Consider the following 25,106-nt stretch of genomic DNA (forward strand, 5'->3'; position numbering starts at 1 on the left):
TTTTTTATTCTTTGCATGAATAAACGGAATGATATCTCGCCTAATCGTCGTTTGTTGGCAAGTGTTGGGCCAGCTACAAATAAGGTCTGGATCGTCGTGCGGGACGCGGCGCGAATTTTTCTGTTTGTGGATTGAAGGAGTGACCCATGGTTGCCGCATTGCTTGACCGTCTCGGGGTAAACCCGGCGTTGTACCAGTCGGGTAAACAGCCTGTGCATTCGCCGATTGATGGCAGCCGTATCGGCAGCGTGCACTGGGAGGGCGCCGCCGAGGTGGAGCAACAGGTCAGTCGCGCCGAGCATGCATTCGAGGCGTGGCGCAAGGTGCCGGCGCCTCGTCGCGGCGAGCTGGTGCGCCAGTTTGGCGATGTGCTGCGCGAATACAAGGCCGACCTGGGCGAACTGGTGTCCTGGGAAGCCGGCAAGATCACCCAGGAAGGGCTGGGTGAAGTGCAGGAAATGATCGACATCTGCGACTTCGCCGTCGGCCTGTCGCGCCAGCTGTACGGCTTGACCATCGCCTCCGAGCGCCCGGGTCACCATATGCGTGAAACCTGGCACCCGCTGGGCGTGGTTGGGGTGATCAGTGCGTTCAACTTCCCGGTGGCTGTGTGGGCCTGGAACACCACCCTGGCGCTGGTGTGCGGTAACGCCGTGATCTGGAAGCCGTCGGAAAAGACTCCGCTCACCGCCCTGGCCTGCCAGGCGCTGTTCGAGCGCGTACTGAAAAAATTCAACGACGCCCCCCAGTACCTGAGCCAAGTGATCATCGGCGGTCGCGATGCCGGCGCGGCACTGGTGGACGACCCGCGCGTCGCGCTGATCAGCGCCACCGGCAGCACCCGCATGGGCCGCGAAGTAGCGCCGAAAGTCGCTGCGCGTTTCGCCCGCAGCATCCTTGAGCTGGGCGGCAACAACGCAATGATCCTCGGCCCAAGCGCCGACCTGGACATGGCCGTTCGCGCCATCCTGTTCAGCGCCGTCGGCACCGCCGGCCAGCGTTGCACCACCTTGCGCCGCCTGATCGCCCACGCGTCGGTCAAGGACGAAATCGTCACCCGTCTCAAGGCCGCCTATTCCAAGGTGCGCATCGGCCACCCGCTGGAAGGCAACCTGATCGGTCCGCTGATCGACAAGCATGGCTTCGACAACATGCAGGACGCCCTTGAGCAAGCCTTGAGCGAAGGCGGCAAGGTATTCGGCGGCAAGCGCCAGCTGGAAGACAAATTCCCCAACGCCTACTACGTGTCGCCGGCGATTGTGGAAATGCCCGAGCAAAGCGACGTGGTGTGCACCGAAACCTTTGCGCCGATCCTGTATGTGGTGGGCTACACCGACTTTGCCGAAGCCTTGCGCCTGAACAACGCCGTGCCACAGGGCCTGTCGTCGTGCATCTTCACCACCGACGTGCGTGAAGCCGAGCAGTTCATGTCGGCGGTGGGCAGCGACTGCGGCATCGCCAACGTCAACATCGGCCCCAGTGGTGCGGAGATTGGTGGCGCGTTTGGCGGCGAAAAAGAGACCGGCGGCGGCCGTGAGTCGGGCTCGGATGCGTGGCGCGGGTATATGCGTCGCCAGACCAATACCGTGAACTATTCGCTGGAACTGCCGTTGGCACAAGGCATCACTTTCGACTGAACCACTGTCGAAACGCGGTTGAAAATGTGGGAGCGAGCAAGCCCGCTCCCACATTTGATCGGATTACCAAGTTGAAACTGAATTGAGTTGTTTGTTAGGTCTCATCGGAGTCTGGCAATGGCACTACGTGAAACATGTTTGTGGGAGCAACTCACCCCAGGCCGGCCGGATCGCGCTGCGCTCAAGGGCGAGGTGAAGGTGGATGTGTGTGTGATCGGCGCCGGCATCACCGGTTTGTCGGCTGCCATCCACTTGCTGGAACAGGGGAAAAGCGTTGCCGTGCTGGAGGCCCATCGCACCGGTCACGGTGGCTCAGGGCGCAATGTCGGGTTGGTCAACGCCGGTATGTGGATTGCTCCGGACGAAATTGAAGCCGGTTTCGGCAAAGCCGTCGGCAGCCAGCTCAACCGCATGTTGGGCGCGGCACCGTCGCTGGTGTTCAGCCTGATCGACAAATACAACATCGATTGCCAATTGCGTCGCGAAGGCACCTTGCACATGGCGCACAACGCCCGGGGCGAGGCAGATTTGCGCAGTCGCGAAGAACAATGGAAGCGCCGTGGCGCGCCGGTTGAGTTACTGACCGGGCAAGCATGCGAGCAAGCCACGGGTACCCAGAAAATTGCCGCCGCGTTGCTGGATCGGCGCGCCGGCACCTTGAATCCCATGGCCTACACCACGGGCTTGGCAAATGCCGCCGCAGGGTTGGGCGGGCAGTTGTTCGACCATTCCCCGGTCACCCAGCTCGAGCGCCAAGGCGCCAGTTGGTCGGTGCAGACCGCACAGGGCTCGGTGCAGGCGGCCCAGGTGGTGATCGCCTCCAATGCCTACACCGAAGGTGAATGGACCGAGCTTCGCCGTAACTTCTTCCCCGGTTATTACTATCAGGTCGCGTCGGCGCCGCTGACGGATGAGGCCGCCCGGCAGATCCTTCCCGGCGGGCAGGGCTCATGGGACACGCGGCAAGTGCTGAGCAGTATCCGCCGCGACGCAGACGGCCGCTTGTTGCTCGGTAGCCTGGGCAACGGTCACCAGAAACCGGCCTGGTTCCTCAAGGCGTGGGCCGATCGGGTGCAGCAGCATTACTTCCCATACCTCAAATCGGTGCAATGGGAATGCACCTGGACCGGTTGCATCGCGTTCACGCCAGACCATCTGATGCGCCTGTTCGAGCCGGCCCCGGGCCTGCTGGCCGTCACCGGTTATAACGGGCGTGGGGTTACCACGGGCAGCGTGGTGGGCAAGGCGTTTGCCGACTACCTGTGTCACCAGAATCCCCAGGCTCTACCGATTCCCTTTGCGCCCATGCAACCGTTGGCCGGGGTGGGCCTGCGCAGTTGCCTGTATGAGGCCGGGTTCTCGCTGTATCACGCCGGGCAATGCTTGCGGATCGTGATCTGATCAACGAAATACCGCTCAGAAGCCTGCATTTTCTTAGCAGGCTACTCATCTGTATTGGTGCAAGTCGTAGCAATCACGCACTGTAAATGTGCAGTTCCGTTACGCACGTTGTTACAGGTGTAGGAAGCGTCGTTTATCCATCTGGTTGCAGGTGCGACCCGTCAGGGTTGTACTTTTTGGCTCCAGTGGTTGCACCTCACGAGGCTAGACGGTTGCACGTCCTGGCAAAAGGAGTCGAAACGCCTGCAATAACAATGACACCGTGTCTTTTTGAAGAATAAAAAAGTAATGGCACGCGGCTTGCTCTGGCCTTTCCCTGAAAGTTTCAGATGAAGGTTTGCAGTTATTTCGTAGTGCCAATAAACAAAAACCTCGGAGCACCACTCATGTCCCAGACGTTTTACAAGAAAGGTTTTCTGGCCCTCGCCGTTGCAGCGGCGCTGGGTGTTTCTACGTTTGTTCAAGCTGATGTGAAGATTGGCGTGGCGGGCCCGATGACGGGCGCCAACGCCGCTTTCGGTGAGCAGTACATGAAGGGTGCCCAGGCGGCAGCCGATGTCGTCAACAAGGCCGGTGGTATCAACGGCGAGAAGATTGTGCTGGTGAAGGGCGACGATGCCTGCGAACCCAAGCAAGCCGTGGCCGTGGCCAACCGCCTGGCGGACCAGGACAAAGTGATCGGTGTGGTCGGGCATTTCTGCTCCTCGAACACCATCCCGGCTTCCGAGGTGTATGACGAGGCCGGCATCATCGCGATCACCCCGGGCTCCACCAACCCACAAGTGACCGAACGTGGCCTGGGCGCGATGTTCCGTATGTGTGGCCGTGACGACCAGCAAGGCATCGTTGCCGGCGACTACATCGTCGACGTGCTCAAGGGCAAGAAGGTCGCTGTGATCAACGACAAGGACACTTACGGCAAGGGCTTGGCTGACGCTACCGCTGCCCAGTTGACCAAGCGCGGCGTCAAGCCGGTGCTGGAAGAGGGCCTGACCCGTGGCGAGAAAGACTTCAGCGCGCTGGTCACCAAGATCCGCTCCCTGGGCGCCGACGTCGTTTACTTCGGCGGCCTGCATCCGGAAGCCGGCCCACTGGTCCGCCAGATCCGTGAAGCGGGCTTGAAAGACGTCAAGTTCATGTCCGATGACGGTGTCGTGACCGACGAATTGGTAGCGACTGCCGGTGGCGCCCAATACGTGGACGGCGTGTACATGACCTTCGGTGCCGACCCGCGCCTGCTGCCAGAGAGCAAGGCCGTCGTTGAAGAGTTCCGCAAAAATGGTACCGAGCCAGAAGGCTACACCCTGTATGCCTACGCCTCGATCCAGGCCCTGGCCGCCGGCTTCAACGGCGCCAAATCCAACAAGGGCGAAGACGCCGCCAAGTGGCTCAAGGCTCACCCTGTTAAAACCGTGATGGGTGAAAAAGCCTGGGACTCCAAGGGTGACCTGAAAGTCTCTGACTATGTGGTTTACCAGTGGGACAAGGACGGCAAATACCACCAGCTGGAAAAGCAGAAGTAAGTACAAGCACCACAGTTCCAATGTGGGAGGGGGCTTGCTCCCGATGACGGTGTGTCAGCCACCAGATGTACAGCTGACACTCCGCAATCGGGAGCAAGCCCCCTCCCACAGGGAGCGGGCTGCGAACAAGATCTGTTTTTTCCTCCAGAAGGACCGCACACCCACAGGTGTGCAGGTTCTCACCGCGTGAGATTGCGTTATGGATGGTATTTTCCTGCAGCAACTGGTCAATGGCCTGACCCTCGGGTCGGTCTATGGCCTGATCGCCATCGGCTACACAATGGTCTATGGCATCATCGGCATGATCAACTTCGCCCACGGCGAGGTTTATATGATTTCCGCTTACCTCGCGGCGATCAGTCTGGCACTGCTGGCTTACTTCGGCATCGAATCCTTCCCGCTGCTCATTCTCGGCACCTTGATCTTCACCGTGGTCGTCACCGGCGTGTACGGTTGGGTCATTGAGCGTGTCGCCTACAAACCGTTGCGCAACTCCACCCGACTGGCACCGCTGATCAGCGCCATCGGCATCTCCCTGATCCTGCAGAACTACGCGCAGATCGCCCAGGGCGCCAAGCAACAAGGCATTCCCACCCTGCTGGCAGGCGCCTGGCGCGTCGACATCGGCAGCGGGTTCGTCCAACTCACCTACACCAAGGTCTTCATCCTGGTCGCCGCCTTCGCCGGCATGGCCTTGCTCACCTACATCATCAAGTACACCAAGCTCGGCCGCATGTGCCGTGCCACCCAGCAAGACCGCAAGATGGCCTCGATCCTGGGCATCAACACCGACCGCGTGATCTCCTACGTGTTTGTCATCGGTGCGGCGATGGCCGCCCTGGCCGGTGTGCTCATCACCCTCAACTACGGCACCTTCGACTTCTATGCCGGTTTCATCATCGGCATCAAGGCATTTACCGCGGCGGTACTCGGCGGCATCGGCTCCCTGCCTGGGGCGATGTTGGGCGGGATCATCCTCGGTATCTCCGAGTCGCTGTTCTCGGGGTTGATCAACTCTGACTACAAAGACGTGTTCAGTTTCTCCCTGCTGGTGGTGATTCTGATTTTCCGTCCTCAGGGCCTGCTTGGTCGTCCGCTTGTGGCGAAGGTGTAAACATGTCTGCTGCCAAATCTATCGATATCAAGAAAAGTGTGGTCGATACGGTCCTCGCCGGGCTGATCTCGCTGATCGTGTTCGGCCCGATCGTCGGTGTGGTCCTCGACGGCTACAGCTTCAACCTGGAACCTGCGCGGGTGGCCATTCTGGTCGCCATTGTGATGGCCGGGCGTTTTGCCTTGAGCCTGTTCCTGCAAACCCCCAAGGGCCTGAAGATTCTGCAAGGGTTCGAGAGCAGCGGCTCCGGCGTGCATGTGCTGCCACCGGGCTACAAGTCGCGGCTGCGCTGGATCATCCCGGCGCTGATTGTGATCGCGATCGTGTTCCCGATCTTTGCCAACAAGTACCTGCTGACGGTGGTCATCCTCGGGTTGATCTACGTGTTGCTCGGCCTGGGCCTGAATATCGTGGTGGGCCTGGCCGGTCTGCTCGACCTCGGTTACGTAGCGTTCTACGCCATCGGTGCCTACGGCCTGGCGCTGGGTTATCAATACCTCGGCCTGGGGTTCTGGACGGTGCTCCCGCTGGCGGCGATCTGTGCGGCGTTGGCGGGGTGCATACTCGGCTTCCCGGTGTTGCGAATGCACGGCGACTACCTGGCCATCGTGACCCTGGGCTTCGGTGAAATCATTCGGCTGGTGCTGAACAACTGGCTGTCGTTCACCGGCGGTCCGAACGGTATGCCGGTGCCTTCCCCAACGTTCCTCGGCCTGGAGTTCGGGCGTAAAGCGAAGGATGGCGGGATTCCGTTCCACGAGTTCTTCGGCATCGATTACAACCCCAATATCAAGTTCATGTTCATCTACATCGTGCTGTTCCTGGTGGTGCTGGCGGTGCTGTACATCAAGCATCGGCTTACGCGCATGCCGGTCGGTCGCGCCTGGGAAGCCTTGCGTGAAGATGAAATCGCCTGCCGTTCCATGGGCCTGAACCACGTGCTGGTCAAGCTTTCGGCGTTCACCATTGGCGCCTCCACGGCCGGTTTGGCCGGGGTGTTCTTTGCCAGCTACCAAGGCTTCGTCAACCCGTCGTCGTTTACCTTCTTCGAGTCGGCGCTGATCCTGGCCATCGTGGTGTTGGGCGGCATGGGCTCGACGGTGGGCGTGGTGATCGCGGCGTTCGTCTTGACCGTCGCGCCGGAACTGCTGCGTAGCTTCTCCGAATACCGTGTGTTGCTGTTTGGCGTATTGATGGTGGTGATGATGATCTGGCGACCACGCGGCTTGATCCGCATCAGCCGTACCGGTGTGACGCCACGTAAAGGAGTGGCGCCATGAGCAAGGAAGTCGTTCTGTCCGTGGAACACCTGATGATGCACTTCGGTGGCATCAAGGCCCTGAGCGACGTGAGCCTCAAGGTCGAACGCAACTCGATCTTCGCCCTGATCGGCCCGAACGGTGCCGGCAAGACCACGGTGTTCAACTGCCTCACCGGCTTCTATAAAGCCAGTGGCGGCAAGATCGAACTCAACGTGCGTGGCAAGCAGACCAACGTGATCCAATTGCTCGGCGAGCGCTTCAAAGCAGTGGACTTCGTGTCGCCCAAGAGCTTTTTCAGCCGCCTGTACTACAAGATGTTCGGTGGCACCCACCTGGTAAACCGCGCAGGTTTGGCGCGCACGTTCCAGAACATTCGCTTGTTCAAGGAAATGTCGGTGCTGGAAAACTTGCTGGTGGCCCAGCACATGTGGGTCAACCGCAACATGCTCGCGGGTATTCTCAACACCAAGGGCTACCGCAAGGCCGAAAGCGACGCCCTCGACCACGCCTTTTACTGGCTGGAAGTGGTCGACCTGGTGGACTGCGCCAACCGCCTGGCGGGCGAGCTTTCCTATGGCCAACAGCGCCGCCTGGAAATCGCCCGCGCCATGTGCACCCGGCCGCAGATCATCTGCCTGGACGAACCGGCCGCGGGCCTCAACCCTCAGGAAACCGAAGCCCTCAGCGCGATGATTCGCCTGCTGCGCGACGAACACGACCTCACGGTGGTGCTGATCGAACACGACATGGGCATGGTGATGAGTATTTCCGACCACATTGTGGTGCTGGACCACGGCAACGTGATCGCCGAAGGCGGCCCGGACGCGATCCGTAACGACCCGAAAGTGATTGCCGCCTACCTGGGCGCAGACGAAGAGGAGTTGGTATGAGTGCACCTATCCTCGAAATGAAGGACCTGGACGTGTTTTACGGCCCGATCCAGGCCCTGAAAAAAGTCTCGCTGCACATCAACGAAGGCGAAACCGTCAGCCTGATCGGCTCCAACGGCGCGGGCAAGTCCACCCTGTTGATGTCGATCTTCGGCCAGCCACGGGCCGAGTCGGGGCAGATCCTCTACAACGGCGTCGACATTACCCACAAGTCGTCCCACTACATCGCGTCCAATGGCATTGCGCAGTCGCCGGAAGGGCGGCGGGTATTCCCCGACATGACTGTCGAGGAGAACCTGCTGATGGGCACCATACCGATTGGCGACAAGCATGCCGCCGAAGACATGCAGCGCATGTTCGAGCTGTTTCCACGGCTCAAGGAGCGGCGTACCCAGCGGGCCATGACCATGTCCGGTGGTGAGCAGCAAATGCTCGCCATCGCCCGTGCACTGATGAGCCGGCCCAAGCTGTTACTACTGGACGAGCCGAGCCTGGGCCTGGCGCCGATCGTGGTGAAGCAGATCTTCGCCACATTGCGCGAATTGGCGGCCACCGGGATGACCATCTTCCTGGTGGAGCAGAACGCCAACCATGCACTGCGCCTGTCGGACCGGGCGTATGTGATGGTCAACGGTGAGATTCGCCTCACAGGCACCGGCAAGGAGCTACTGGTCAACGAGGACGTGCGCAACGCCTACCTCGGCGGTCACTGATCTCAAATTTTGACGCATGACCTCTGTGGGAGGGGGCAAGCCTCCTCCCACATTTGTTTTTGGGTCGCTTTCGAAATTGTGGAAAACAAATCCAGCCTGCCTCCAAGGCGCGACATATAGCCGCCGCAAATCCCTGTTTTGTCACAGTTTTGACTTGTCCCCAACCGCTGTGGAACCGGCTGTGGGTAACGTGGGAGTAGCTGGCTGAACGTCAATAACTACGTGGCTTTCAGCGGGGTGGTTGTTTTTTGATCAGCAGGTTTTCAGTGGCCGACCGAGCACTTTGTCAACCTGTTTAAAGACACAGGTATATGACTGAAATATGTCTCGCCAGCCTGTGGATAAGTCTGTGACTAAACTCTGGAAAGAGTCCCGCAGAGGCCGGAATGATTGGCTTGTAGCCATCGTTCTGGTTTTCCGCTCGTCGAAGGGCCTACATACGCTCCAGCTGGGGTCAAGCAAAAAACTTTATAAAACCGCCTGTAGCCCTTGTGTATAGCGGCCTGAGGCATTTTGCACTTGCCCCCAAAGACTGTGGGCGCAGCTGTGGATAACCTGCGCGCATATAGCTGCAAGCCACGGTTCATAAGGCTTTGCTCGTCATGGTTAAAAAATGACCACTCATAGGCGGGGTTGTGCGCATAGCGGTTGCCGCCATCGCGGCGTAAGGGCATTCTGCTGGCTGTTTTTTTCCCGATGCCCGCAAGGAGAACACCATGTCCGACACGCTGTTTATTACTGGCGCAACCTCCGGTTTCGGCGAAGCCTGCGCCCGTCGTTTTGCCGAGGCCGGCTGGAAACTGGTGCTCACTGGCCGTCGCGCCGACCGCTTGAACGCCCTGGTCGAAGAACTTTCCAAGCAGACCCAAGTGCATGGCCTGGTGGTCGATGTGCGGGACCGCAAGGGCATGGAGGACGCCATCGCCAACCTGCCGCCGTCATTCGCCAAGCTGCGCGGGCTGATCAACAACGCCGGCCTGGCCGTGGGGACTGACCCTGCGCCCAAGTGCAACCTCGACGACTGGGAAACCATGGTCGACACCAATATCAAAGGCTTGCTGACCACCACTAACCTGCTGTTGCCGCGCCTGATCGCCTACGGCCGTGGCGCCGGGATCATCAACCTGGGCTCCATCGCCGGTAACTACCCGTACCCGGGCAGCCATGTGTATGGCGGTTCCAAGGCGTTCGTGAAGCAGTTTTCGCTGAACCTGCGGTGCGACCTGCAAGGCACCGGCGTACGGGTGACCAACATCGAACCGGGCCTGTGCGAGAGCGAGTTCTCGCTGGTGCGCTTCGGCGGTGACCAGGCGCGCTACGACGCCACCTATGCGGGGGCCGAGCCGATCCAGCCGCAGGACATCGCCGACACCATCTTCTGGGTGCTGAACACTCCGGCGCACGTCAACATCAACCGTCTGGAGCTGATGCCCGTAAGCCAGACCTGGGCTGGGTTTGCGATTGAGCGTGGGGCCAAGTAAGGCTTTAGACCGCGTCGCCGCCATCGAGGGCAAGCCCTCTCCCCTATTTGATTGCGTTCACAGGTTTTGATGTGTGAACCCGATCAGATGTGAAGGGGGCTGGCTCCCGATGGCGGCAAATCGGCCAAAACAGGACATAAGGTACACTCCACGCCTGAAAACCCCTCCGCACTCTGCGGTTCAAAGGTTTTGACGGGAGGAAATGTGAGTAACCGAGGTGAGCAGGCACTGCTCAAACAATCGACCATCCTGATGTTCGCTGTCGCGATCGCCGGGATTGTCACGGGTGTGATATCTGGCGCCCAATCGATTTTATTCGACGGCTTTTTCTCGCTGATCGCCACCGCCATCAAGGTGTTGATGCTGATCACGGCCAAGCTGATCGCCAAGAAAAGCAACGAACGCTTCCAGTTTGGCTACTGGCACCTGGAGCCGATGGTGTTGTTGATCGAAGGCAGCTTCCTGCTGCTGATCGCTATCTACGCGTTCCTCAACGGTGTGTTCGGCATTATCAACGGCGGGCGCGAGATTGAGCTGGGCCTGGTGATCATTTATGCGGCGGTGTTTACCGTCGTGGAGTTCGCCTACTTCTTCTATGTGCGCTACCGCAATCGCCAACTGAAGTCATCGCTGATCCAGTTCGACAACATCAGCTGGCTGGTGGACGCCATGCTGTCGGTGGGCTTGCTGATCAGTTTTCTTGCCGCGTTGCTGCTCAAGTCCCAGGGCTATGGCGAGTGGGCGGTGTATGTCGACCCGTTGATCCTGATCCTGTTGGCCCTGAGCATGCTCGCACCGGCGTTCAAGATTCTGCGCCCGGCGTTGCGCGACGTGCTGGGGATTGCCCCGGATCATTTGGACGACAAAGTGCGCGAAGTGATGGACGCGGCCCAGGCCAAGCATGGTTTCGACGACTACATCTCCTATGTGCAAAAGCACGGTCGGGCGCGGTTTATCGAGATTCATGTGGTGTTGCCGGCGGATTACCCGGTGGATAAGGTTGCGACCCTCGACGCCCTGCGCGAAGAGATATCCACAGGGCTTGGCACGCCGGATGCGGCGCGCTGGCTGACGATCAGCTTTACCGGCGATCGCAAGTGGATTGCGTGAGGTCAGTTAGACCGAGGTGAAGCCTTCGCGAGCAAGCCCGCTCCCACATTTAACCGCGTCTTACCTTTGGAATGCGGTCGAATGTGGGAGCGGGCTTGCTCGCGAAGAGGCCCAGCAGGTCAGCCCAGATGCTGGACCAAACCCTGATAGCAAGTCGCTAAATGATAAGGCGTAGTCGAAGGCATATCCCGCCGGCTCACCTTACCCTCGGCATCCAGGCATTCATGCCAACCCTTGGCATGCAAAAAGCGCTGTTGCAGCGCCTGCAACTGACGCTGCAGCACTGCTTCGCTACCTGGCCGCAAGGTCAGCGCCCGCAGGTACTCCGCCTGCGCCCAGATCCGTTGGGTGCCGTCGCGCACCGTGCCATCCAGCGCGAGCATGCCGCTGACCGCACCGCTTAACTTATCCACACCCTTTTGTTCGGCATAGGCAAACGCCCGCGTCAGCGACGCATGCAGCGGGGTGCCGCGCAGTATTTCCGATGACTCCAGCAAAAAGAACCATTCGAACTGGTGCCCCGGCTCAAACCAGTTATCCACAGCACCCAGTGGTTTTTCCATCATCACCCCGTGCTGACGGTCGATGAAGCGTTTTTGCATCGCGGTGGCCAAGTCCAGCAGCGCATCCTGAGTGATGGCGTCGTCACGCACCGCCAGCGTGGCGAGGAAACCTTCGGCGAGGTGCATCAGCGGGTTTTGCAGCGGGCCGGACTTGAGGGAAGACCAGTTGCGTTCCAAGACCGCTTCGTACAGGCCGTCGCCGGTGGCGAAACGTTCGGCGACCACTGCCAGGGCCGCATCGAGCACCGACTCCACCAGAGGCTCACGCACCTTGGCCCAGTAATGGGCACAGGCAAAGATGATGAAGGCGTGGGTGTAGAGGTCTTTGCGCTTGTCCAGCGGCTTGCCGGCCGCGTCGATGCTGTAGAACCAGCCACCGTGCTCGGCATCATGGAAATGCCGTTGCAAGGAACGGAACAGCGCCGCCGCACGTTCTTCGGCGAAGGCCGCACCGGGTGCTCCGATCAGGCTGGCAAACAGGTACAGCTGCCGGGCGCAGGCCATGGCGCGGTAACGTTGTGGGGGCAGTGGCTGGTGATCGGCGTCCAGCGCCTCGTAGGGCAGTGCCAAGTCGGCGTTCCAGCCTGGGCCCTGCCATAGCGGCACGATCAGGTCATGGAAGTGCGTGAGCACGGCATTCAACGAAGGTTGGGGGGCAGAACTTGGAGCGATGGGCATCGGCTGGCGTCGTCACGGCAGGGGTGTAGGCGCGCATGGTAGCAGGCTTGGGAACGGCGGTGTCTGTGCCACCGCTATCGCGGGCAAGCTCACTCCCACATTTTGATCTGTGAACACAGTCAAATGTGGGAGGGGGCTTGCCCCCGGATGGACCCCTCGGCAGCGCCGCCAATCAGCCCGCCAGCAACCAGACCCCAGTCGCCGCCGAAGCGACCCCGGCCACTCGCACCAATGGCGCTGCGGCAACCGGCAGAAAACGCACTACGGCATAGCCGGCGGCATGCAACACAGCGGTCGCAACGACAAACCCGACGGCATACGCCCAAGGATTGGACATGTCCGGCAGCTCCAGGCCGTGGGCCACGCCGTGAAACAGCGCAAACAACGCCGTGGCACCCACCGCCACAAACAACGGTGGACGCACCGCCAGCGCCACCGCCAGGCCCAGGGCCAGCACCGAGGCGGCTATCCCACTCTCCAGCGCCGGCAGTTGCAGCCCCTCAAAACCCAGCACGCCACCTATCAGCATGGTGCCGACAAAGGTGCACGGCAGGGCCCAGCGCGCCGCGCCTTTTTGTTGCGCCGCCCACAGGCCGACCGCAACCATGGCCAGCAAGTGGTCGATCCCGCTCAGCGGGTGGCTGATACCGGCCACCAGGCCATTGTCGCCGTGGCCGGGATGCGCGAAGGCCAGTGCGGGCGCAAGCAGCAGGATGGCGGCGGCGAAGAGTTTTTTGAGACTCATGGACAGACTCCTTATGGGGGATCAGGCAGCGGTCAACAGACCCTGGCGTTCGATAAAGGCGACGATCTCATCCAGGCCGACGCCGGTTTTCTGGTTGCTGAACACAAAGGGTTTGCCATTGCGCATACGCTGGGTGTCGCTGTTCATCAGCTCCAAGGAGGCGCCGACCAGCGGAGCCAGGTCGATCTTGTTGATCACCAGCAGGTCGGATTTGCAAATACCGGGCCCGCCTTTGCGTGGCAGCTTGTCGCCGGCGGATACATCGATCACGTAGAGGGTCAGGTCCGACAGTTCCGGGCTGAAGGTCGCCGACAGGTTGTCGCCGCCGGACTCCACCAGAATCAGGTCCAGGCCGGGAAAACGGCGGTTGAGTTGATCCACCGCTTCCAGGTTGATCGAAGCGTCTTCGCGAATGGCCGTGTGCGGGCAGCCGCCAGTTTCCACGCCGATGATGCGCTCGGGCGCCAGGGCCTGGTTGCGCACCAGGAAGTCGGCGTCCTCACGGGTGTAGATGTCGTTGGTGACCACCGCCAGGTTGTAGCGATCGCGCAGGGCGAGGCACAGGGCCAGGGTCAGGGCGGTCTTGCCGGAGCCCACCGGGCCGCCGATACCGACGCGCAGAGGTTGTGTGTTCATGTGCTTCTCCACAATTTAAGCGCTCCTAGGAACGGAACAGGCGGCTGTACTGGCGTTCATGAGCCATGCACGCCAGGGACAGGCCAAAGGCGGCGCTGCCGATATGTTTGGGGTCGATGCCATCGGCATCCTGCTGGGCTTGTTGCAGCAGCGGCAGCAGTTCGCTGGTCAGGCGCTGCGCGGCTTGCTGGCCCAGGGGCAGGGTTTTCATCAGCACCGCCAATTGGTTTTCCAGCCAACTCCACAGCCAGGCGGCGAGGGCGTCGTCGGGGCTGATGTGCCAGGCGCGGGCGGCCAGGGCCCAGCCCAGAGCCAGATGCGGCTCGGTGTGGCTGGCCAGGAAGTCCCGGGCGGCGGCGTCCAACTCCGGCAAGCCGTTGAGCAGTTGTTGCAGGGAGTAGCCCATCTGCCGGCTCTCCTGATACAGCTCGCGGGTCTCACGACTGGCGCGGTGTTCATCGCACCGTTGCGCCAACGCCGGCCAGTCTTCGTCAGCCGCCGCGCGGCAATGGGCGAGCAGCCGTGGTGCTTCGAAGCGCGACAGGTTGAGCATCAACTGGTCGCTGATCCAGCGCCGGGCACTCGCGGCATCCCTCACGCGGCCATTTTCCACCGCCATCTCCAGGCCCTGGGAATAGCTATAGCCGCCAATCGGCAATTGCGGACTGGCCAGACGCAACAGCGCCCAGGCTGGGTTCATGGGCGCACGCCGAACTGATGCAGCTTGGGCGGGTAATTGAAGTCTTCGTCGCCATGTCGCGAATGATGATGGCCACCGCCATAGGCACCGTGCTCCGGTTGGAAGGGCGCCTCGATAGTCTGTGTATCAGCACCTAGCTGTTCGAGCATGGCCTTGAGCACATAGTCATCCAGCAGGCGCAGCCAGCCGTCGCCGACCTGCAGGGCGACATGGCGATTGCCGAGGTGGTAGGCCGCGCGGGTCAGTTCAAACGCGTTGCGGCAGGTGACGTGCAGCAACTGTTCAGGGCGGGCACAAACGCGTACGACACGTCCGTCTTCTGCTTGTAGGAATTCGCCATCGTACAGCGGTGGTTGGCCACGCTCCAAAAACAGGCCGACGTCTTCGCCGTCGGCACTGAAACAGCGCAGGCGGCTTTTGCTGCGGGCTTCGAAATTCAGCAGCAATTCGGCGGCCCAGAGGGCTTGCGGGGCGATTCGACGGTGGATCACCAGCATCAGAGAGCTTCCAGCTATGAGCGATAAGGGGGCGGCCAGAAGAGCTAGAGCAAGGGGCTTGCCAACCAGGCGTGGCGTGGGAATTACCTGTAGGCAGGCACGGCAATGCTGCTCGGTAGGGCGTCAGCGCTTTTAAAAGTGTTTCAAAATGGTGCGTGATGGAATTTATAGCACTGGAAAGGGGCGGCCTGCGTGGGGGAGAGCGGTGTTCTGCATGAAATTTCTTTCATCTTTTTCGGGCTTGATTTTTTAGGGATTTGTCCTACGTGACTTAAGGACTTGGCGTTCATGACATTGCAGATTGGCGCTTTAAGATCTTGCGCCCGTGTTTAATCACCAGCGATGTTTATCATGTTCAAGTCCTTTACCTGTTGGGTCATTGTCGGCCTGTCTTGTTTTATCTTCCCGGTTTTGGCCACCGTCCAACCCAAGGCGGCATTCGCCTCTTCACTGCAGGGCGCACAAGCGTCTTCGATTATCGATGTGATAGACCGCGCCCATGAGCTGCTGGGAACGCCTTACAAGTTGGGTGGCGTGTCGGTCGAGCAAGGTTTTGATTGCAGCAGTTTCCTGGTCTACCTGTTCAAGACCCAAGCCAACGTCCACCTCCCTCGTACGACAGCGGCGATGCACCGTTCGACGGCGGTGACCATCAAGCGCACCGCGCTCAAGCCAGGCGATGCGGTCTTTTTCAAAGGGAATGGGCGCGGACAGGTCAGCCATGTCGGCCTCTATATAGGCAAGGGTCAATTTATCCATTCACCGCGTACCGGCAAGGCCGTGCGCATCGATTCGCTGAGCAACCGCTACTGGAGTAAGCACTACACCACCGCCAAGCGCTTCCACACGGCGGGCTGATCGGGTTATTCGGTGCTGCCCAGCCCTTGCCAATGCTTGAGGCCGATAAAGATAAAGCGCAGTTGCTGGGTGATTTTCGCCTGGGGCGTGAGGTGGGCCGGCAGGGCCTGGGCCGGTGGGTCGATGATGTCGGGCAGGGTCGCGAACACGCTTTTGACGATCAGGTCGGCCATCACGTGCAAACCCTCGGCATCCAGGTGCTGAAGCTTGGGCATCAGCGTAAGGTCGGCAGCCAAGTCACGGGTGATGTCTTCGCGCAGGGCGCCGATGGCTTGGCGCACGGCCAGGCAACCACCGTACTGTTCGCGGGCCAGGAACAGGAACTGCGAGCGATTGGCCGAGACCACATCGAGAAAGATCCGCACAGACGCATCGATGATTCCGCCCATCACGAATTCGTTATGGCGCACCAGGCGAATAGTGGCGCGGAAGGTCTGGCCGACTTCACTGACCAATACGAGCCCAAGCTGGTCCATGTCGGCAAAATGGCGATAAAAACCGGTGGGCACGATCCCGGCCGTCTTGGCCACTTCGCGCAGGCTCAGGCTGCCAAACCCACGGCCACACTCCATCAGATGGCGGGCTGCGTCCATCAAGGCGAGGCGGGTTTGTTGCTTCTGTTCGGCGCGGGGCAGCATGAGCGGATGGGCTTTGTCGGCGGGTACAGCGACGCACTCTAGCAAAACCGCTTCGCCGGCGTCGAACTTGGCGGGGTGTTGCGTGACGCGGTCTATATAAAAGCAAAAGCCCGATCGGCAGATCGGGCTTTTTTATTGGCCACCACGGGCTTAGCTCTGTGCTTGATGCAGTTCTTGCAGACGGTCGGCACCACCTTCAGCAACGCCGTCGGTGTAAGCGCGTTTGTTGGCTTGTTCAGCGCCGCCTTCTACCAGACCTTTCTCTTGCAGGCGATCATAGCCACCTTCAGCAACGCCCTCGGTGTAGGCACGTTTGTTGGCTTGTTCCGAACCGTTTTCAGTGATGCTGCCATTATAGTCGGTGTTATTTTTGTCTGAAGCACCGCTGCGAGCCAGGGTCTGGCTGGATTGAACGGCTTGTGCTTTGTTCTGTGGGGTGGCCTGTTCGGCGGCTGGCAGGGCAAAAGCGCTGGAAGCCAGGACGGATAACAGGACGGTAGCGAGTACTTGGCGTTTCATGATGGGTTGCTCCTTGGGAGGGCGATAAAGTGGGTACAGGGCTAATGCTACTCTCGATAAGTCGATATAAAAGTTCATAAACACAATGGTAATAATCAACGGAATTGATTGTTCCCGTGAAAGGCTCTAGAACGAGCCTCTCAAGCCCGCGCATTTGCACCGGGGTGGGTATTTTCGACACGAACCTGGGTAACAATGGTGCGTGCTCGATGCACAAATTTGTCTATTCGGTCAGGAAACTGGCTTTTTCCGGCTAAATCAGTGATCCGGTTAAACCCCGGCACGGTTTGCCAGTCGTAGCTTTATGAGCTGTAGTTCAGCTAGTCGTGTTGAGGAGTCCTGTGCAATGACGCGCACTCGTAAAATTGTTGTTTGGAGCTGCGCCAGCTTCGTTCTGTTAATTGCCGTGGTGGTCCTGGTGCTGGTGTTTTTTGACTGGAACCGTATCAAGCCGCCGCTCAATGCCAAGGTCTCTGAAGAACTGCACCGCCCGTTCGCCATAAACGGCAACCTCGCGGTGGTGTGGCAGCGCGAACCCGATGAGGGCGGCTGGCGTGCCTGGGTGCCGTGGCCCCATGTGATTGCCGAAGACCTGACCCTGGGTAACCCCGATTGGTCAAAACAACCGCAGATGGTGACGCTCAAGAAAGTCGAGCTGCGTATTTCGCCCCTCGCGTTGCTGGTGCAGCGCGTGGTGATCCCGCGTATCGACCTCACCGAGCCGAGTGCCGAGCTGCAGCGCCTGGCCGACGGCCGTGCCAACTGGACCTTCAAGTTCGACCCCAAGGACCCCAGCGCCGAACCTTCCAGCTGGGTGGTAGACATCGGCGCCATCGGCTTCGACAAGGGCCACGTCACCCTGGATGATCAAACCCTCAAGACTCAACTCGACGTGATCATCGACCCGCTGGGCAAACCCATCCCGTTTGGTGAAATCGTCGGCGACGCTGATGCCAAGAAGGCCCTGGAAAAAGGCTCGGCCCCTCAGGACTATGCGTTCGGCCTCAAGGTCAAAGGCCAATACCACGGCCAGACGCTCGACGGCACCGGCAAGATCGGCGGCCTGCTGGCTTTGCAGGACGCGGCCAAGCCGTTCCCGTTGCAAGCCCAGGTGAAAATCGCTGATACCAGCATCGCCTTGGCCGGCACCTTGACCGACCCGCTGAACCTCGGCGCCCTGGACCTGCGCCTGAAACTCTCCGGCACCAGCCTGGGCAATCTCTACCCGCTGACCGGCGTGACGCTGCCCGACTCGCCGGCCTATTCCACCGATGGTCACCTGATCGCCAAACTGCATGAGGCCGGGGGGGCGTCCTTCAGCTACGAGAACTTCAACGGCAAGATCGGCAACAGCGACATCCACGGCAACCTGGCTTACGTCGCCAGCCAGCCACGGCCCAAGCTCAGCGGCGCGCTGCTGTCCAACCAACTGCTGATGACTGACCTTGCCCCGTTGATTGGTGCTGACTCCAACGCCAAGCAAAAAGCCCGTGGCGGCGAAAGCAAGCAACCGGCGACCAAAGTGCTGCCGGTTGAAGAGTTTCGCACTGAACGCTGGCGCGATATGGACGCCGACGTGGAGTTCACCGGCAAGCGCATCGTGCACAGTGCCGAATTACCCTTCACCGACCTCTACACGCACCTGGTACTCAACGATGGCCAGCTAAGCCTCGAACCCCTGCGTTTCGGCGTGGCCGGCGGCAAGCTGGATGCGCAGATCCGCTTGAACGGCCGCACCACACCGATGGAAGGCCGCGCGAAGCTGACGGCGCGCAACTTCAAGCTCAAGCAGTTGTTCCCGGCCTTTGAACCGATGAAAACCAGCTTTGGCGAACTCAACGGCGACGCCGATATCACCGGGCGCGGCAATTCCGTGGCAGCGCTGTTGGGCACCTCCAGCGGCGACCTGAAGATGCTGATCAACGACGGCGCCATCAGCCGTGGCCTGATGGAAATCGCCGGGCTCAACGTCGGTAACTACGTGGTAGGGCGTCTGTTCGGCGACAAGGAAGTGAAGATCAACTGCGCGGCCGCAGACTTCGGGATCAAGACGGGCTTGGCGACCACGCGGTTGTTTGTGTTCGATACCGAGAACGCCATCATCTACATCGATGGCACGGCAAACATGGCCACGGAGCAATTGGATCTCACCATCACGCCGGAATCGAAGGGCTTCCGGCTGTTCTCCTTGCGTTCACCGCTCTACGTCAACGGGCCGTTTATCAAGCCTAATGCCGGGGTGAAGGCCGTGCCGTTGATGCTGCGCGGCGCCGGGATGGTGGCGCTGGGTGTAATCGCCGGGCCGGCTGCCGGCCTGCTGGCCTTAGTGGCGCCGAGCGGTGATGCGCCCAACCAATGCGCGCCCCTGCTGCAACAAATGAAGGAAGGCAAGGCGCCGAAGACCGTGAAGTAACTGGCGGAACTGAAAACGAGATGTGGGAGCTTGCTCCCGATTGCAGCGTGTCAGTCACTACATCTGCTACTGAAGCACCGCTATCGGGAGCAAGCCCCCTCCCACATGGGTATGGCTGTGTGGCTGATTACAGGTCTTGCAGAATGTCCGCCGCCAGGATGTCTTCGAAGATTGAACAACAGCAAGGCGCCGAAAACCGTGAAGTAACTGGCGGAACTGGAAACGAAATGTGGGAGGGGGCTTGCTCCCGATTGCAGTGTGAGTCAGTGCATCTGCTACTGAAGCACCGCTATCGGGAGCAAGCCCCCTCCCACATGGGTATGGCTGTGTGGCTGATTACAGGTCTTGCAGAATGTCCGCCGCCAGGATGTCTTCGAAGATTGAACAACGGCAAGGCGCCGAAGACCGTGAAGTAACTGGCGGAACTGGAAACGAAATGTGGGAGGGGGCTTGCTCCCGATTACAGCGTGTCAGTCAGTGCATCTGCTACTGAAGCACCGTTATCGGGAGCAAGCCCCCTCCCACATGGGTATGGCTGTGTGGCTGATTACAGGTCTTGCAGAATGTCCGCCGCCAGGATGTCTTCGAAGATTGAACGAAGGCAAGGCGCCGAAGACCGTGAAGTAACTGGCGGAACTGAAAACGAAATGTGGGAGGGGGCTTGCTCCCGATTGCAGCGTGTCAGTCAGTGCATCTGCTACTGAAGCACCGCTATCGGGAGCAAGCCCTTTCCCACATGGGTATGGCTGTGTGGCTGATTACAGGTCTTGCAGAATGTCCGCCATGTCATCGGCGTGCTCTTCTTCCTGAGCCAGGATGTCTTCGAAGATGCGACGTGTAGTCGGGTCTTTATCGCCGATGTATTGGATGATCTCGCGGTAGCTGTCCACCGCGATCCGCTCTGCCACCAAGTCTTCATAGACCATTTCTTTCAGCGAGTTGCCCGCCACGTATTGCGCGTGGGAGTTCTTCGATAGCAGGTCAGGGTTGAACTCTGGCTCGCCGCCCAGTTGCACGATGCGTTCGGCCAGTTTGTCGGCATGTTCGGCTTCCTGGGTGGCGTGTTCCAGGAACTCATCGGCGGCGACGCTGGCTTTCAGGCCGTTGGCCATGAAGTAATGACGCTTGTAGCGCAACACGCAAACCAACTCAGTGGCCAGCGACGCGTTGAGCAGGCGGATGATTTCCTTGCGGTCGGCATCGTAGCCTTCGGTCACGGCACCGTTTTCGACGTTCTGGCGGGCGCGGCTGCGCAGGGTCGCAACGTCAGTCAAATGTGCTTCAGTCATCTCAACCTCCTGGGGCTAATCCGGTTTTACGCCACGCTCTGCCGGCGTGATCGTTCCAAGTTGTGAGTCTTGGGCGGAGCAAAAAGTTTTATTGGATTTGCCAGCAGGTGTCATCTGTCCGTCGCTGGATTGGGCTAGTCTGCCTTCATCCTGTCTTGATCAAGGGCGTTCGCCCCATGTCGCAGTCGTTAGCCACGCGTTACCCCCTGGTGTTGGTGCCCGGCATGCTGGGTTTCGTTCGCCTGGGCTGGTTTCCTTATTGGTACGGCATCATCCCCGCACTGCGTGCAGGTGGCGCGCGGGTGTTTCCCATTCAGGTGGCGCCGCTCGATTCCAGCGAAGCCCGCGGTGAGCAGTTGCTGGTGCAGATCGAACAGATCCTGCGCGACACCGGAGCGGGCAAGGTCAACCTGATCGGCCATAGCCAGGGCTCGCTGACTGCGCGTTATGCCGCGGCCAGGCGTCCCGAGTGGGTGGCTTCCGTCACCTCGGTGGCCGGGCCCAATCATGGTTCGGAACTGGCGGACCATATCCACACCCATTATCCGGCCGACAGCCTGAAAGGCCGGGTAATGAGCGCGCTGTTTCATCTGGTCGCCTGGGTGATGGGCCTGCTGGAAACCGGCTATCGGGGGCCACGCTTCAAGCCTGACCTTCACGCCTCGCATCACTCCTTGACCTGCGAGGGCGTGGCCCGGTTCAACCGTCAATATCCCCAGGGCTTGCCGCAGGACTGGGGTGGGCAGGGCGACGAAGTGGTCAATGGTGTGCGCTATTACTCATGGTCTGGCACGTTGCAGCGGGGCAAGACCGATCGTGGGCGCAACCTGCTGGACGGCACGAATCGCTGTTGCCGGTTGTTCGCCCGCAGTTTTGTGCGGGAGAAGGGCCAATGCGACGGCATGGTCGGACGCTACAGCTCCCACCTGGGGACGGTGATTGGCGATGACTACGCCCTGGACCACTTCGATATCGTCAACCAGTCCATGGGCCTGGTAGGCAAGGGCGCCGAGCCTATCCGCTTGTTTGTCGAGCATGCGCGGCGCTTGAAGGAGGCCGGGGTTTAAGACTGGCCTCGTACCGGTGTGGTCCAACGCTCCGACAAAATCACCCCAGCCAGTGTCAGCAAACCACCCACCAGGTGATACAGCGCCAGCTCTTCCTTCAACACCACCGCTGCAATCAACGCAGTAATCAGCGGCAGCAGGTTGAAAAACAGCGTGGTCCGGCTTGGCCCCAGGGTCTTCACCGAATGCATCCACGCCAGTGGCGCAAGCATCGAAGCCAACAGGCACGCATACAGCACCAACGGAATATTCGCCCAACCCAACCCAACCCGGCCTTCGTCGAGAACAGGAACAGCGGAAACAGCACCACGACAGCCACCAGCACCTGCAAATACAGCAACACCAACGGCGGCAGGCGCAGCTGCCATTTTTTCAGCAGGGTGCTGTAAATCGCATAGGCCAAGGTGGCGACCAGCATCATGGCGTCGCCCAGGTTGATGCCGTGTTGCAGCAGCGCGCCCAGGCTGCCGGACGACACCACGACCACCACGCCGGCAAACGACAGCACCGCGCCGGTCAGTGCGCCAAAGGTCAGGCGCTGGCCAAGGCTGATGATGGCGGCGGTCAGCGCCATCAATGGCATCAGCGACAGGATGATGCCCATGTTGGTGGCGCTGGTCAGTGAGGCCGCGTAGTAGGCCAGGCTTTGATACACCGCCATGCCCAGCACGCCGAGGATGACGATCTTGCCCAGGTTCGGGCGGATGATCGCCCAATTGGCAAGCACCGGCTTGAGCATGAACGGGGTAAACAGCAGCGCGGCCAGCAACCAGCGGTAAAAGCCGATTTCAGCGGGGAAAATCGAGCCCACGGCGAGTTTGTTGACCACGGTGTTGCCGGCCCAGATAAAAATGGCCAGCAGGGGATACGCGTATTGCATCGAAAGAAACCAAGTGTGTTGATGGGCCGGGATTATCCACTGTCTGGATCGAAGCCTATACTGCAATCCAGACAACCGACCTTTGAATCCAGACAACATGTCCAGACATACCGTCCGCCTGCCCGATTTCGCCCGGCTGCCGAGCCCGGTGTACTTCCGCTATTCCGACTTTGCCCCGGACACTGAGTGCACCCCGCACCAGCATTCATGGGGTTCGCTGGATTATTCGGCCAGTGGCGTGATGCGCATGGAAGTGGCCGGCAACCGATTCATGTCGCCGCCCCAGTACGCGGTATGGGTACCGCCGCGTACCGAGCACAGTTCCTACAATGCCGAGGCGATTGTCTACCACTCAGTGGGCCTGGCTCCGAAGCTGTGTGAGCAACTGCCGCAGCAGCCTTGCACCCTGGCGATCAGTGACATCCTCAAGGCCATCCTCAAGGACTTTGCCCAGCGTGACGTCAATATCCCGCAGAGCGACGCCGATGTGCGCCTGGCCCAAGTACTGGTGGACCAACTCAAACAGGCGCCGATTCACGATTGCTTCCTGCCCTACGCTCGCCACCCTGGGCTGTTGGGTGTACTGGAAGGTATGCAGGCCGAACCGGCTGACAACCGCCCTTTGGCGCAATGGGCCGAGCAAGTGCATGTCAGCGAGCGCACCCTGGCCCGACAGTTTGTGCGGGAGCTGGGCATGAGCTTTGGCGAATGGCGCCAGCGCCTGCGCTACCTCGCGGCCATCGAAGCCCTGGACAGCGAGCGCAGTGTGCAGCATGTCGCCTTCGATTTAGGCTACAGCACCGCCTCGGCGTTTATCGCCATGTTCCAACGTCACGCCGGCTGCACGCCGGAGCAGTATCGTCGGACGAATATTCGCGGGCGCTGAAGATGTAACAGGTTTTGACTACACTGCGGGGGTAAGCCGTGCCCCTTCGGTGCGGTAACAAGGAGAAAACTCCATGAAGATGCTGCGTATCCCGTTGTTGATGGTCGGCCTGCTGTTGTGTTCTCAAAGCTTTGCCGACACCACCCAGCAAAACAAAATGACCACCTGCAATGCCGACGCCACCACCAAGGCCCTCAAAGGCGATGAGCGTAAAGCCTTCATGAGTACCTGCCTCAAGGCAGCTCCTGCCCCGGCGGCCAAGACTTTGACGCCACAGCAGCAAAAGATGAAAGACTGCAATGCATCGGCCAAAACCCAAGCCTTGGCGGGCGATGCGCGCAAGACATTCATGAGCACCTGCCTGAAGAAAAAATAGCCCAGGGCCATAGAAGGCTGCGACACTCGCACGCAGCCCTGCTGTAGGAGCAAGCACGCTTGTTCCTACAGCAACATCCTTTAACGCCGTTCGTTTTGAGGCTGTATGCCAACGTTTTCTCAGCGTCACGTGTTGTTGCTGGTCAGTTGCGTCATCATTTTCGGTGGGTTATTGCTGGTCCTGCCGCTCAAGCTGCTGCCCAGCCTGCTGGCCGGCCTGCTGGTTTACGAGCTGGTCAATATGCTCACCCCGCAGTTGCAGCGGCTGATCGCCGGCCGGCGTGCGCGTTGGCTCGCGGTGGCCCTGCTCGGCACCTTGATCGTCAGCGTGCTGGCCTTGATCTTCGCCGGCGCCATCAGTTTCCTGCTTCACGAAGCGGAAAACCCTGGGGCTTCCCTCGACAAATTCATGGGTGTGGTCGACCGCGCGCGCGGCCAACTGCCGCCGTTCCTCGATGCCTACCTGCCTGCCAGCGCCGCCGAATTTCGCGTGGCCATCGGCGACTGGATGAGCAAACACCTGAGCGAGTTGCAACTGGTGGGCAAAGACGCTGCCCATATGTTCGTCACCTTGCTGATCGGCATGGTGCTGGGGGCAATCATTGCCCTGCAACGCGTGCCCGACCTGACCAAACGCAAACCCCTGGCCGCTGCGCTGTTCGACCGCCTGCACCTGCTGGTCCAGGCCTTTCGCAACATCGTCTTCGCCCAGATCAAGATCGCAGCGCTCAACACCGCGTTTACCGCTGTATTCCTGGCCGTGGTGCTGCCGCTGTGCGGTATCCACCTGCCACTGACCAAGACCCTGATCGTGCTGACCTTCCTGGTGGGCCTGCTGCCGGTCATCGGCAACCTGATCTCCAACACCCTGATCACCATCGTCGCGCTGTCGCTGTCGATCTGGGTGGCGGTGGCGGCGCTGGGGTATTTGATCGTGATCCACAAGGTCGAGTACTTTCTCAACGCGCGGATCGTGGGTGGGCAGATCAGCGCCAAGTCGTGGGAGTTGCTGCTGGCGATGCTGGTGTTTGAAGCCGCATTCGGCTTGCCGGGCGTGGTGGCGGGCCCGATTTACTATGCGTATTTGAAAAGTGAGTTGAAGCTGGCGGGGATGGTTTGACTGGCCTGGCAGGCCGCTAAACCTGATGGGGGTGTACCCAGGCCAAAAAATATGGGAGGGGGCAAGCCCCAATACCAGTCAGTTAAGCGCTAGAACGAGCAACCGGTAACC

At 60.2% G+C, this 25,106-nt stretch carries 23 protein-coding genes and 1 pseudogene; 15 read left to right on the forward strand and 9 right to left on the reverse strand.

What is annotated here, in order from left to right:
* Window positions 1-146: 146 nt before the first annotated feature.
* The 9 genes from M5B43_RS16015 to M5B43_RS16055 all read left to right on the forward strand — a co-directional run bounded on the left by M5B43_RS16015 (window position 147) and on the right by M5B43_RS16055 (window position 11,131).
* Window positions 147-1,637 (forward strand): aldehyde dehydrogenase family protein, encoded by a 1,491-nt coding sequence (locus M5B43_RS16015; RefSeq protein ID WP_248751008.1) that lies wholly within the window; start codon window positions 147-149, stop codon window positions 1,635-1,637.
* 117 nt (window positions 1,638-1,754) lie between these two features.
* Window positions 1,755-3,038 (forward strand): FAD-binding oxidoreductase, encoded by a 1,284-nt coding sequence (locus M5B43_RS16020; RefSeq protein WP_248751009.1) that lies wholly within the window; start codon window positions 1,755-1,757, stop codon window positions 3,036-3,038.
* Window positions 3,039-3,424: 386 nt separating this feature from the next.
* Window positions 3,425-4,561 carry a branched-chain amino acid ABC transporter substrate-binding protein gene (locus M5B43_RS16025; RefSeq protein ID WP_248751010.1) on the forward strand — a complete coding sequence of 379 codons (1,137 nt, stop codon included), beginning with the start codon at window positions 3,425-3,427 and terminating at the stop codon, window positions 4,559-4,561.
* Between the two features lie 199 nt (window positions 4,562-4,760).
* A complete protein-coding gene (locus M5B43_RS16030) occupies window positions 4,761-5,675 on the forward strand; it encodes a branched-chain amino acid ABC transporter permease (RefSeq protein ID WP_003236186.1) in 915 nt (304 codons plus the stop codon).
* A 2-nt stretch (window positions 5,676-5,677) separates the two neighbouring features.
* Window positions 5,678-6,955 (forward strand): high-affinity branched-chain amino acid ABC transporter permease LivM, encoded by a 1,278-nt coding sequence (gene livM, locus M5B43_RS16035; protein WP_248751011.1) that lies wholly within the window; start codon window positions 5,678-5,680, stop codon window positions 6,953-6,955.
* Complete coding sequence (locus M5B43_RS16040; RefSeq protein WP_248751012.1) at window positions 6,952-7,827, forward strand: ATP-binding cassette domain-containing protein; 876 nt, start codon at window positions 6,952-6,954, stop codon at window positions 7,825-7,827. Before livM ends, M5B43_RS16040 begins: the two co-directional genes overlap by 4 nt.
* Window positions 7,824-8,540, forward strand: coding sequence for an ABC transporter ATP-binding protein (locus M5B43_RS16045; RefSeq protein WP_248751013.1), 717 nt, complete (start codon window positions 7,824-7,826; stop codon window positions 8,538-8,540). The genes M5B43_RS16040 and M5B43_RS16045 overlap by 4 nt, the downstream gene beginning before the upstream one ends.
* 716 nt (window positions 8,541-9,256) lie before the next feature.
* Window positions 9,257-10,021, forward strand: a complete 765-nt coding sequence (locus tag M5B43_RS16050) for an SDR family oxidoreductase (RefSeq protein ID WP_248751014.1) — start codon at window positions 9,257-9,259, stop codon at window positions 10,019-10,021.
* Between the two features lie 204 nt (window positions 10,022-10,225).
* Window positions 10,226-11,131, forward strand: a complete 906-nt coding sequence (locus tag M5B43_RS16055) for a cation diffusion facilitator family transporter (protein WP_248751015.1) — start codon at window positions 10,226-10,228, stop codon at window positions 11,129-11,131.
* A 119-nt stretch (window positions 11,132-11,250) separates the two neighbouring features.
* Here the strand turns inward: M5B43_RS16055 and M5B43_RS16060 are convergent, their stop codons facing one another.
* The 5 genes from M5B43_RS16060 to ureE all read right to left on the reverse strand — a co-directional run bounded on the left by M5B43_RS16060 (window position 11,251) and on the right by ureE (window position 14,950).
* The gene (locus tag M5B43_RS16060; protein WP_248751016.1) at window positions 11,251-12,372 is read right to left on the reverse strand and encodes an AGE family epimerase/isomerase; all 1,122 of its coding nucleotides are present in this window, start codon (window positions 12,370-12,372) and stop codon (window positions 11,251-11,253) included.
* A gap of 172 nt (window positions 12,373-12,544) precedes the next feature.
* Complete coding sequence (locus tag M5B43_RS16065; protein ID WP_248751017.1) at window positions 12,545-13,117, reverse strand: HupE/UreJ family protein; 573 nt, start codon at window positions 13,115-13,117, stop codon at window positions 12,545-12,547.
* Between the two features lie 21 nt (window positions 13,118-13,138).
* Window positions 13,139-13,753, reverse strand: coding sequence for an urease accessory protein UreG (gene ureG, locus M5B43_RS16070; protein WP_083355517.1), 615 nt, complete (start codon window positions 13,751-13,753; stop codon window positions 13,139-13,141).
* A 25-nt stretch (window positions 13,754-13,778) separates the two neighbouring features.
* Window positions 13,779-14,453 carry an urease accessory UreF family protein gene (locus M5B43_RS16075; protein WP_248751018.1) on the reverse strand — a complete coding sequence of 225 codons (675 nt, stop codon included), beginning with the start codon at window positions 14,451-14,453 and terminating at the stop codon, window positions 13,779-13,781.
* A complete protein-coding gene (gene ureE, locus M5B43_RS16080; protein WP_248751019.1) occupies window positions 14,450-14,950 on the reverse strand; it encodes an urease accessory protein UreE in 501 nt (166 codons plus the stop codon). The genes M5B43_RS16075 and ureE overlap by 4 nt, the downstream gene beginning before the upstream one ends.
* A 351-nt stretch (window positions 14,951-15,301) precedes the next feature.
* Here ureE and M5B43_RS16085 point away from each other — a divergent pair, with 351 nt between their 5' ends.
* Entirely contained in the window at window positions 15,302-15,808 is a 507-nt protein-coding gene (locus M5B43_RS16085; protein WP_248751020.1) for a C40 family peptidase, read from the forward strand.
* 5 nt (window positions 15,809-15,813) lie between these two features.
* Here the strand turns inward: M5B43_RS16085 and M5B43_RS16090 are convergent, their stop codons facing one another.
* Window positions 15,814-16,446 (reverse strand): TetR family transcriptional regulator, encoded by a 633-nt coding sequence (locus tag M5B43_RS16090; RefSeq protein ID WP_065900186.1) that lies wholly within the window; start codon window positions 16,444-16,446, stop codon window positions 15,814-15,816.
* A gap of 150 nt (window positions 16,447-16,596) precedes the next feature.
* On the reverse strand, window positions 16,597-16,965 hold the full coding sequence (locus tag M5B43_RS16095) for a hypothetical protein (protein ID WP_248751021.1): 369 nt from the start codon (window positions 16,963-16,965) through the stop codon (window positions 16,597-16,599).
* 346 nt (window positions 16,966-17,311) lie between these two features.
* Here M5B43_RS16095 and M5B43_RS16100 point away from each other — a divergent pair, with 346 nt between their 5' ends.
* Window positions 17,312-19,378 (forward strand): AsmA family protein, encoded by a 2,067-nt coding sequence (locus tag M5B43_RS16100; protein ID WP_248751022.1) that lies wholly within the window; start codon window positions 17,312-17,314, stop codon window positions 19,376-19,378.
* A gap of 758 nt (window positions 19,379-20,136) precedes the next feature.
* Here the strand turns inward: M5B43_RS16100 and M5B43_RS16105 are convergent.
* On the reverse strand, window positions 20,137-20,667 hold the full coding sequence (locus tag M5B43_RS16105; RefSeq protein WP_248751023.1) for a ferritin-like domain-containing protein: 531 nt from the start codon (window positions 20,665-20,667) through the stop codon (window positions 20,137-20,139).
* Window positions 20,668-20,843: 176 nt separating this feature from the next.
* Between M5B43_RS16105 and M5B43_RS16110 the strand changes: the two genes are divergently transcribed.
* On the forward strand, window positions 20,844-21,734 hold the full coding sequence (locus M5B43_RS16110; RefSeq protein ID WP_248751024.1) for a triacylglycerol lipase: 891 nt from the start codon (window positions 20,844-20,846) through the stop codon (window positions 21,732-21,734).
* Here M5B43_RS16110 and M5B43_RS16115 read toward each other — a convergent pair.
* Window positions 21,731-22,614: pseudogene (locus tag M5B43_RS16115) on the reverse strand (DMT family transporter). The gene M5B43_RS16110 and the pseudogene M5B43_RS16115 sit on opposite strands and share 4 nt — an antisense overlap.
* Window positions 22,615-22,711: 97 nt before the next feature.
* On the opposite strand from M5B43_RS16115, the gene M5B43_RS16120 reads away from it, so the two are divergent.
* From M5B43_RS16120 to M5B43_RS16130, 3 genes are all read left to right on the forward strand, one after another.
* Entirely contained in the window at window positions 22,712-23,500 is a 789-nt protein-coding gene (locus M5B43_RS16120; protein WP_248751025.1) for a helix-turn-helix transcriptional regulator, read from the forward strand.
* 73 nt (window positions 23,501-23,573) lie between these two features.
* A complete protein-coding gene (locus tag M5B43_RS16125; protein WP_248751026.1) occupies window positions 23,574-23,876 on the forward strand; it encodes a PsiF family protein in 303 nt (100 codons plus the stop codon).
* A 105-nt stretch (window positions 23,877-23,981) separates the two neighbouring features.
* Window positions 23,982-24,995 carry a hypothetical protein gene (locus M5B43_RS16130; RefSeq protein WP_248751027.1) on the forward strand — a complete coding sequence of 338 codons (1,014 nt, stop codon included), beginning with the start codon at window positions 23,982-23,984 and terminating at the stop codon, window positions 24,993-24,995.
* Window positions 24,996-25,106 lie beyond the last annotated feature (111 nt).

The sequence above is a fragment of the Pseudomonas sp. MWU15-20650 genome, from assembly GCF_023242475.1.
Classification (GTDB): Bacteria; Pseudomonadota; Gammaproteobacteria; order Pseudomonadales; family Pseudomonadaceae; genus Aquipseudomonas.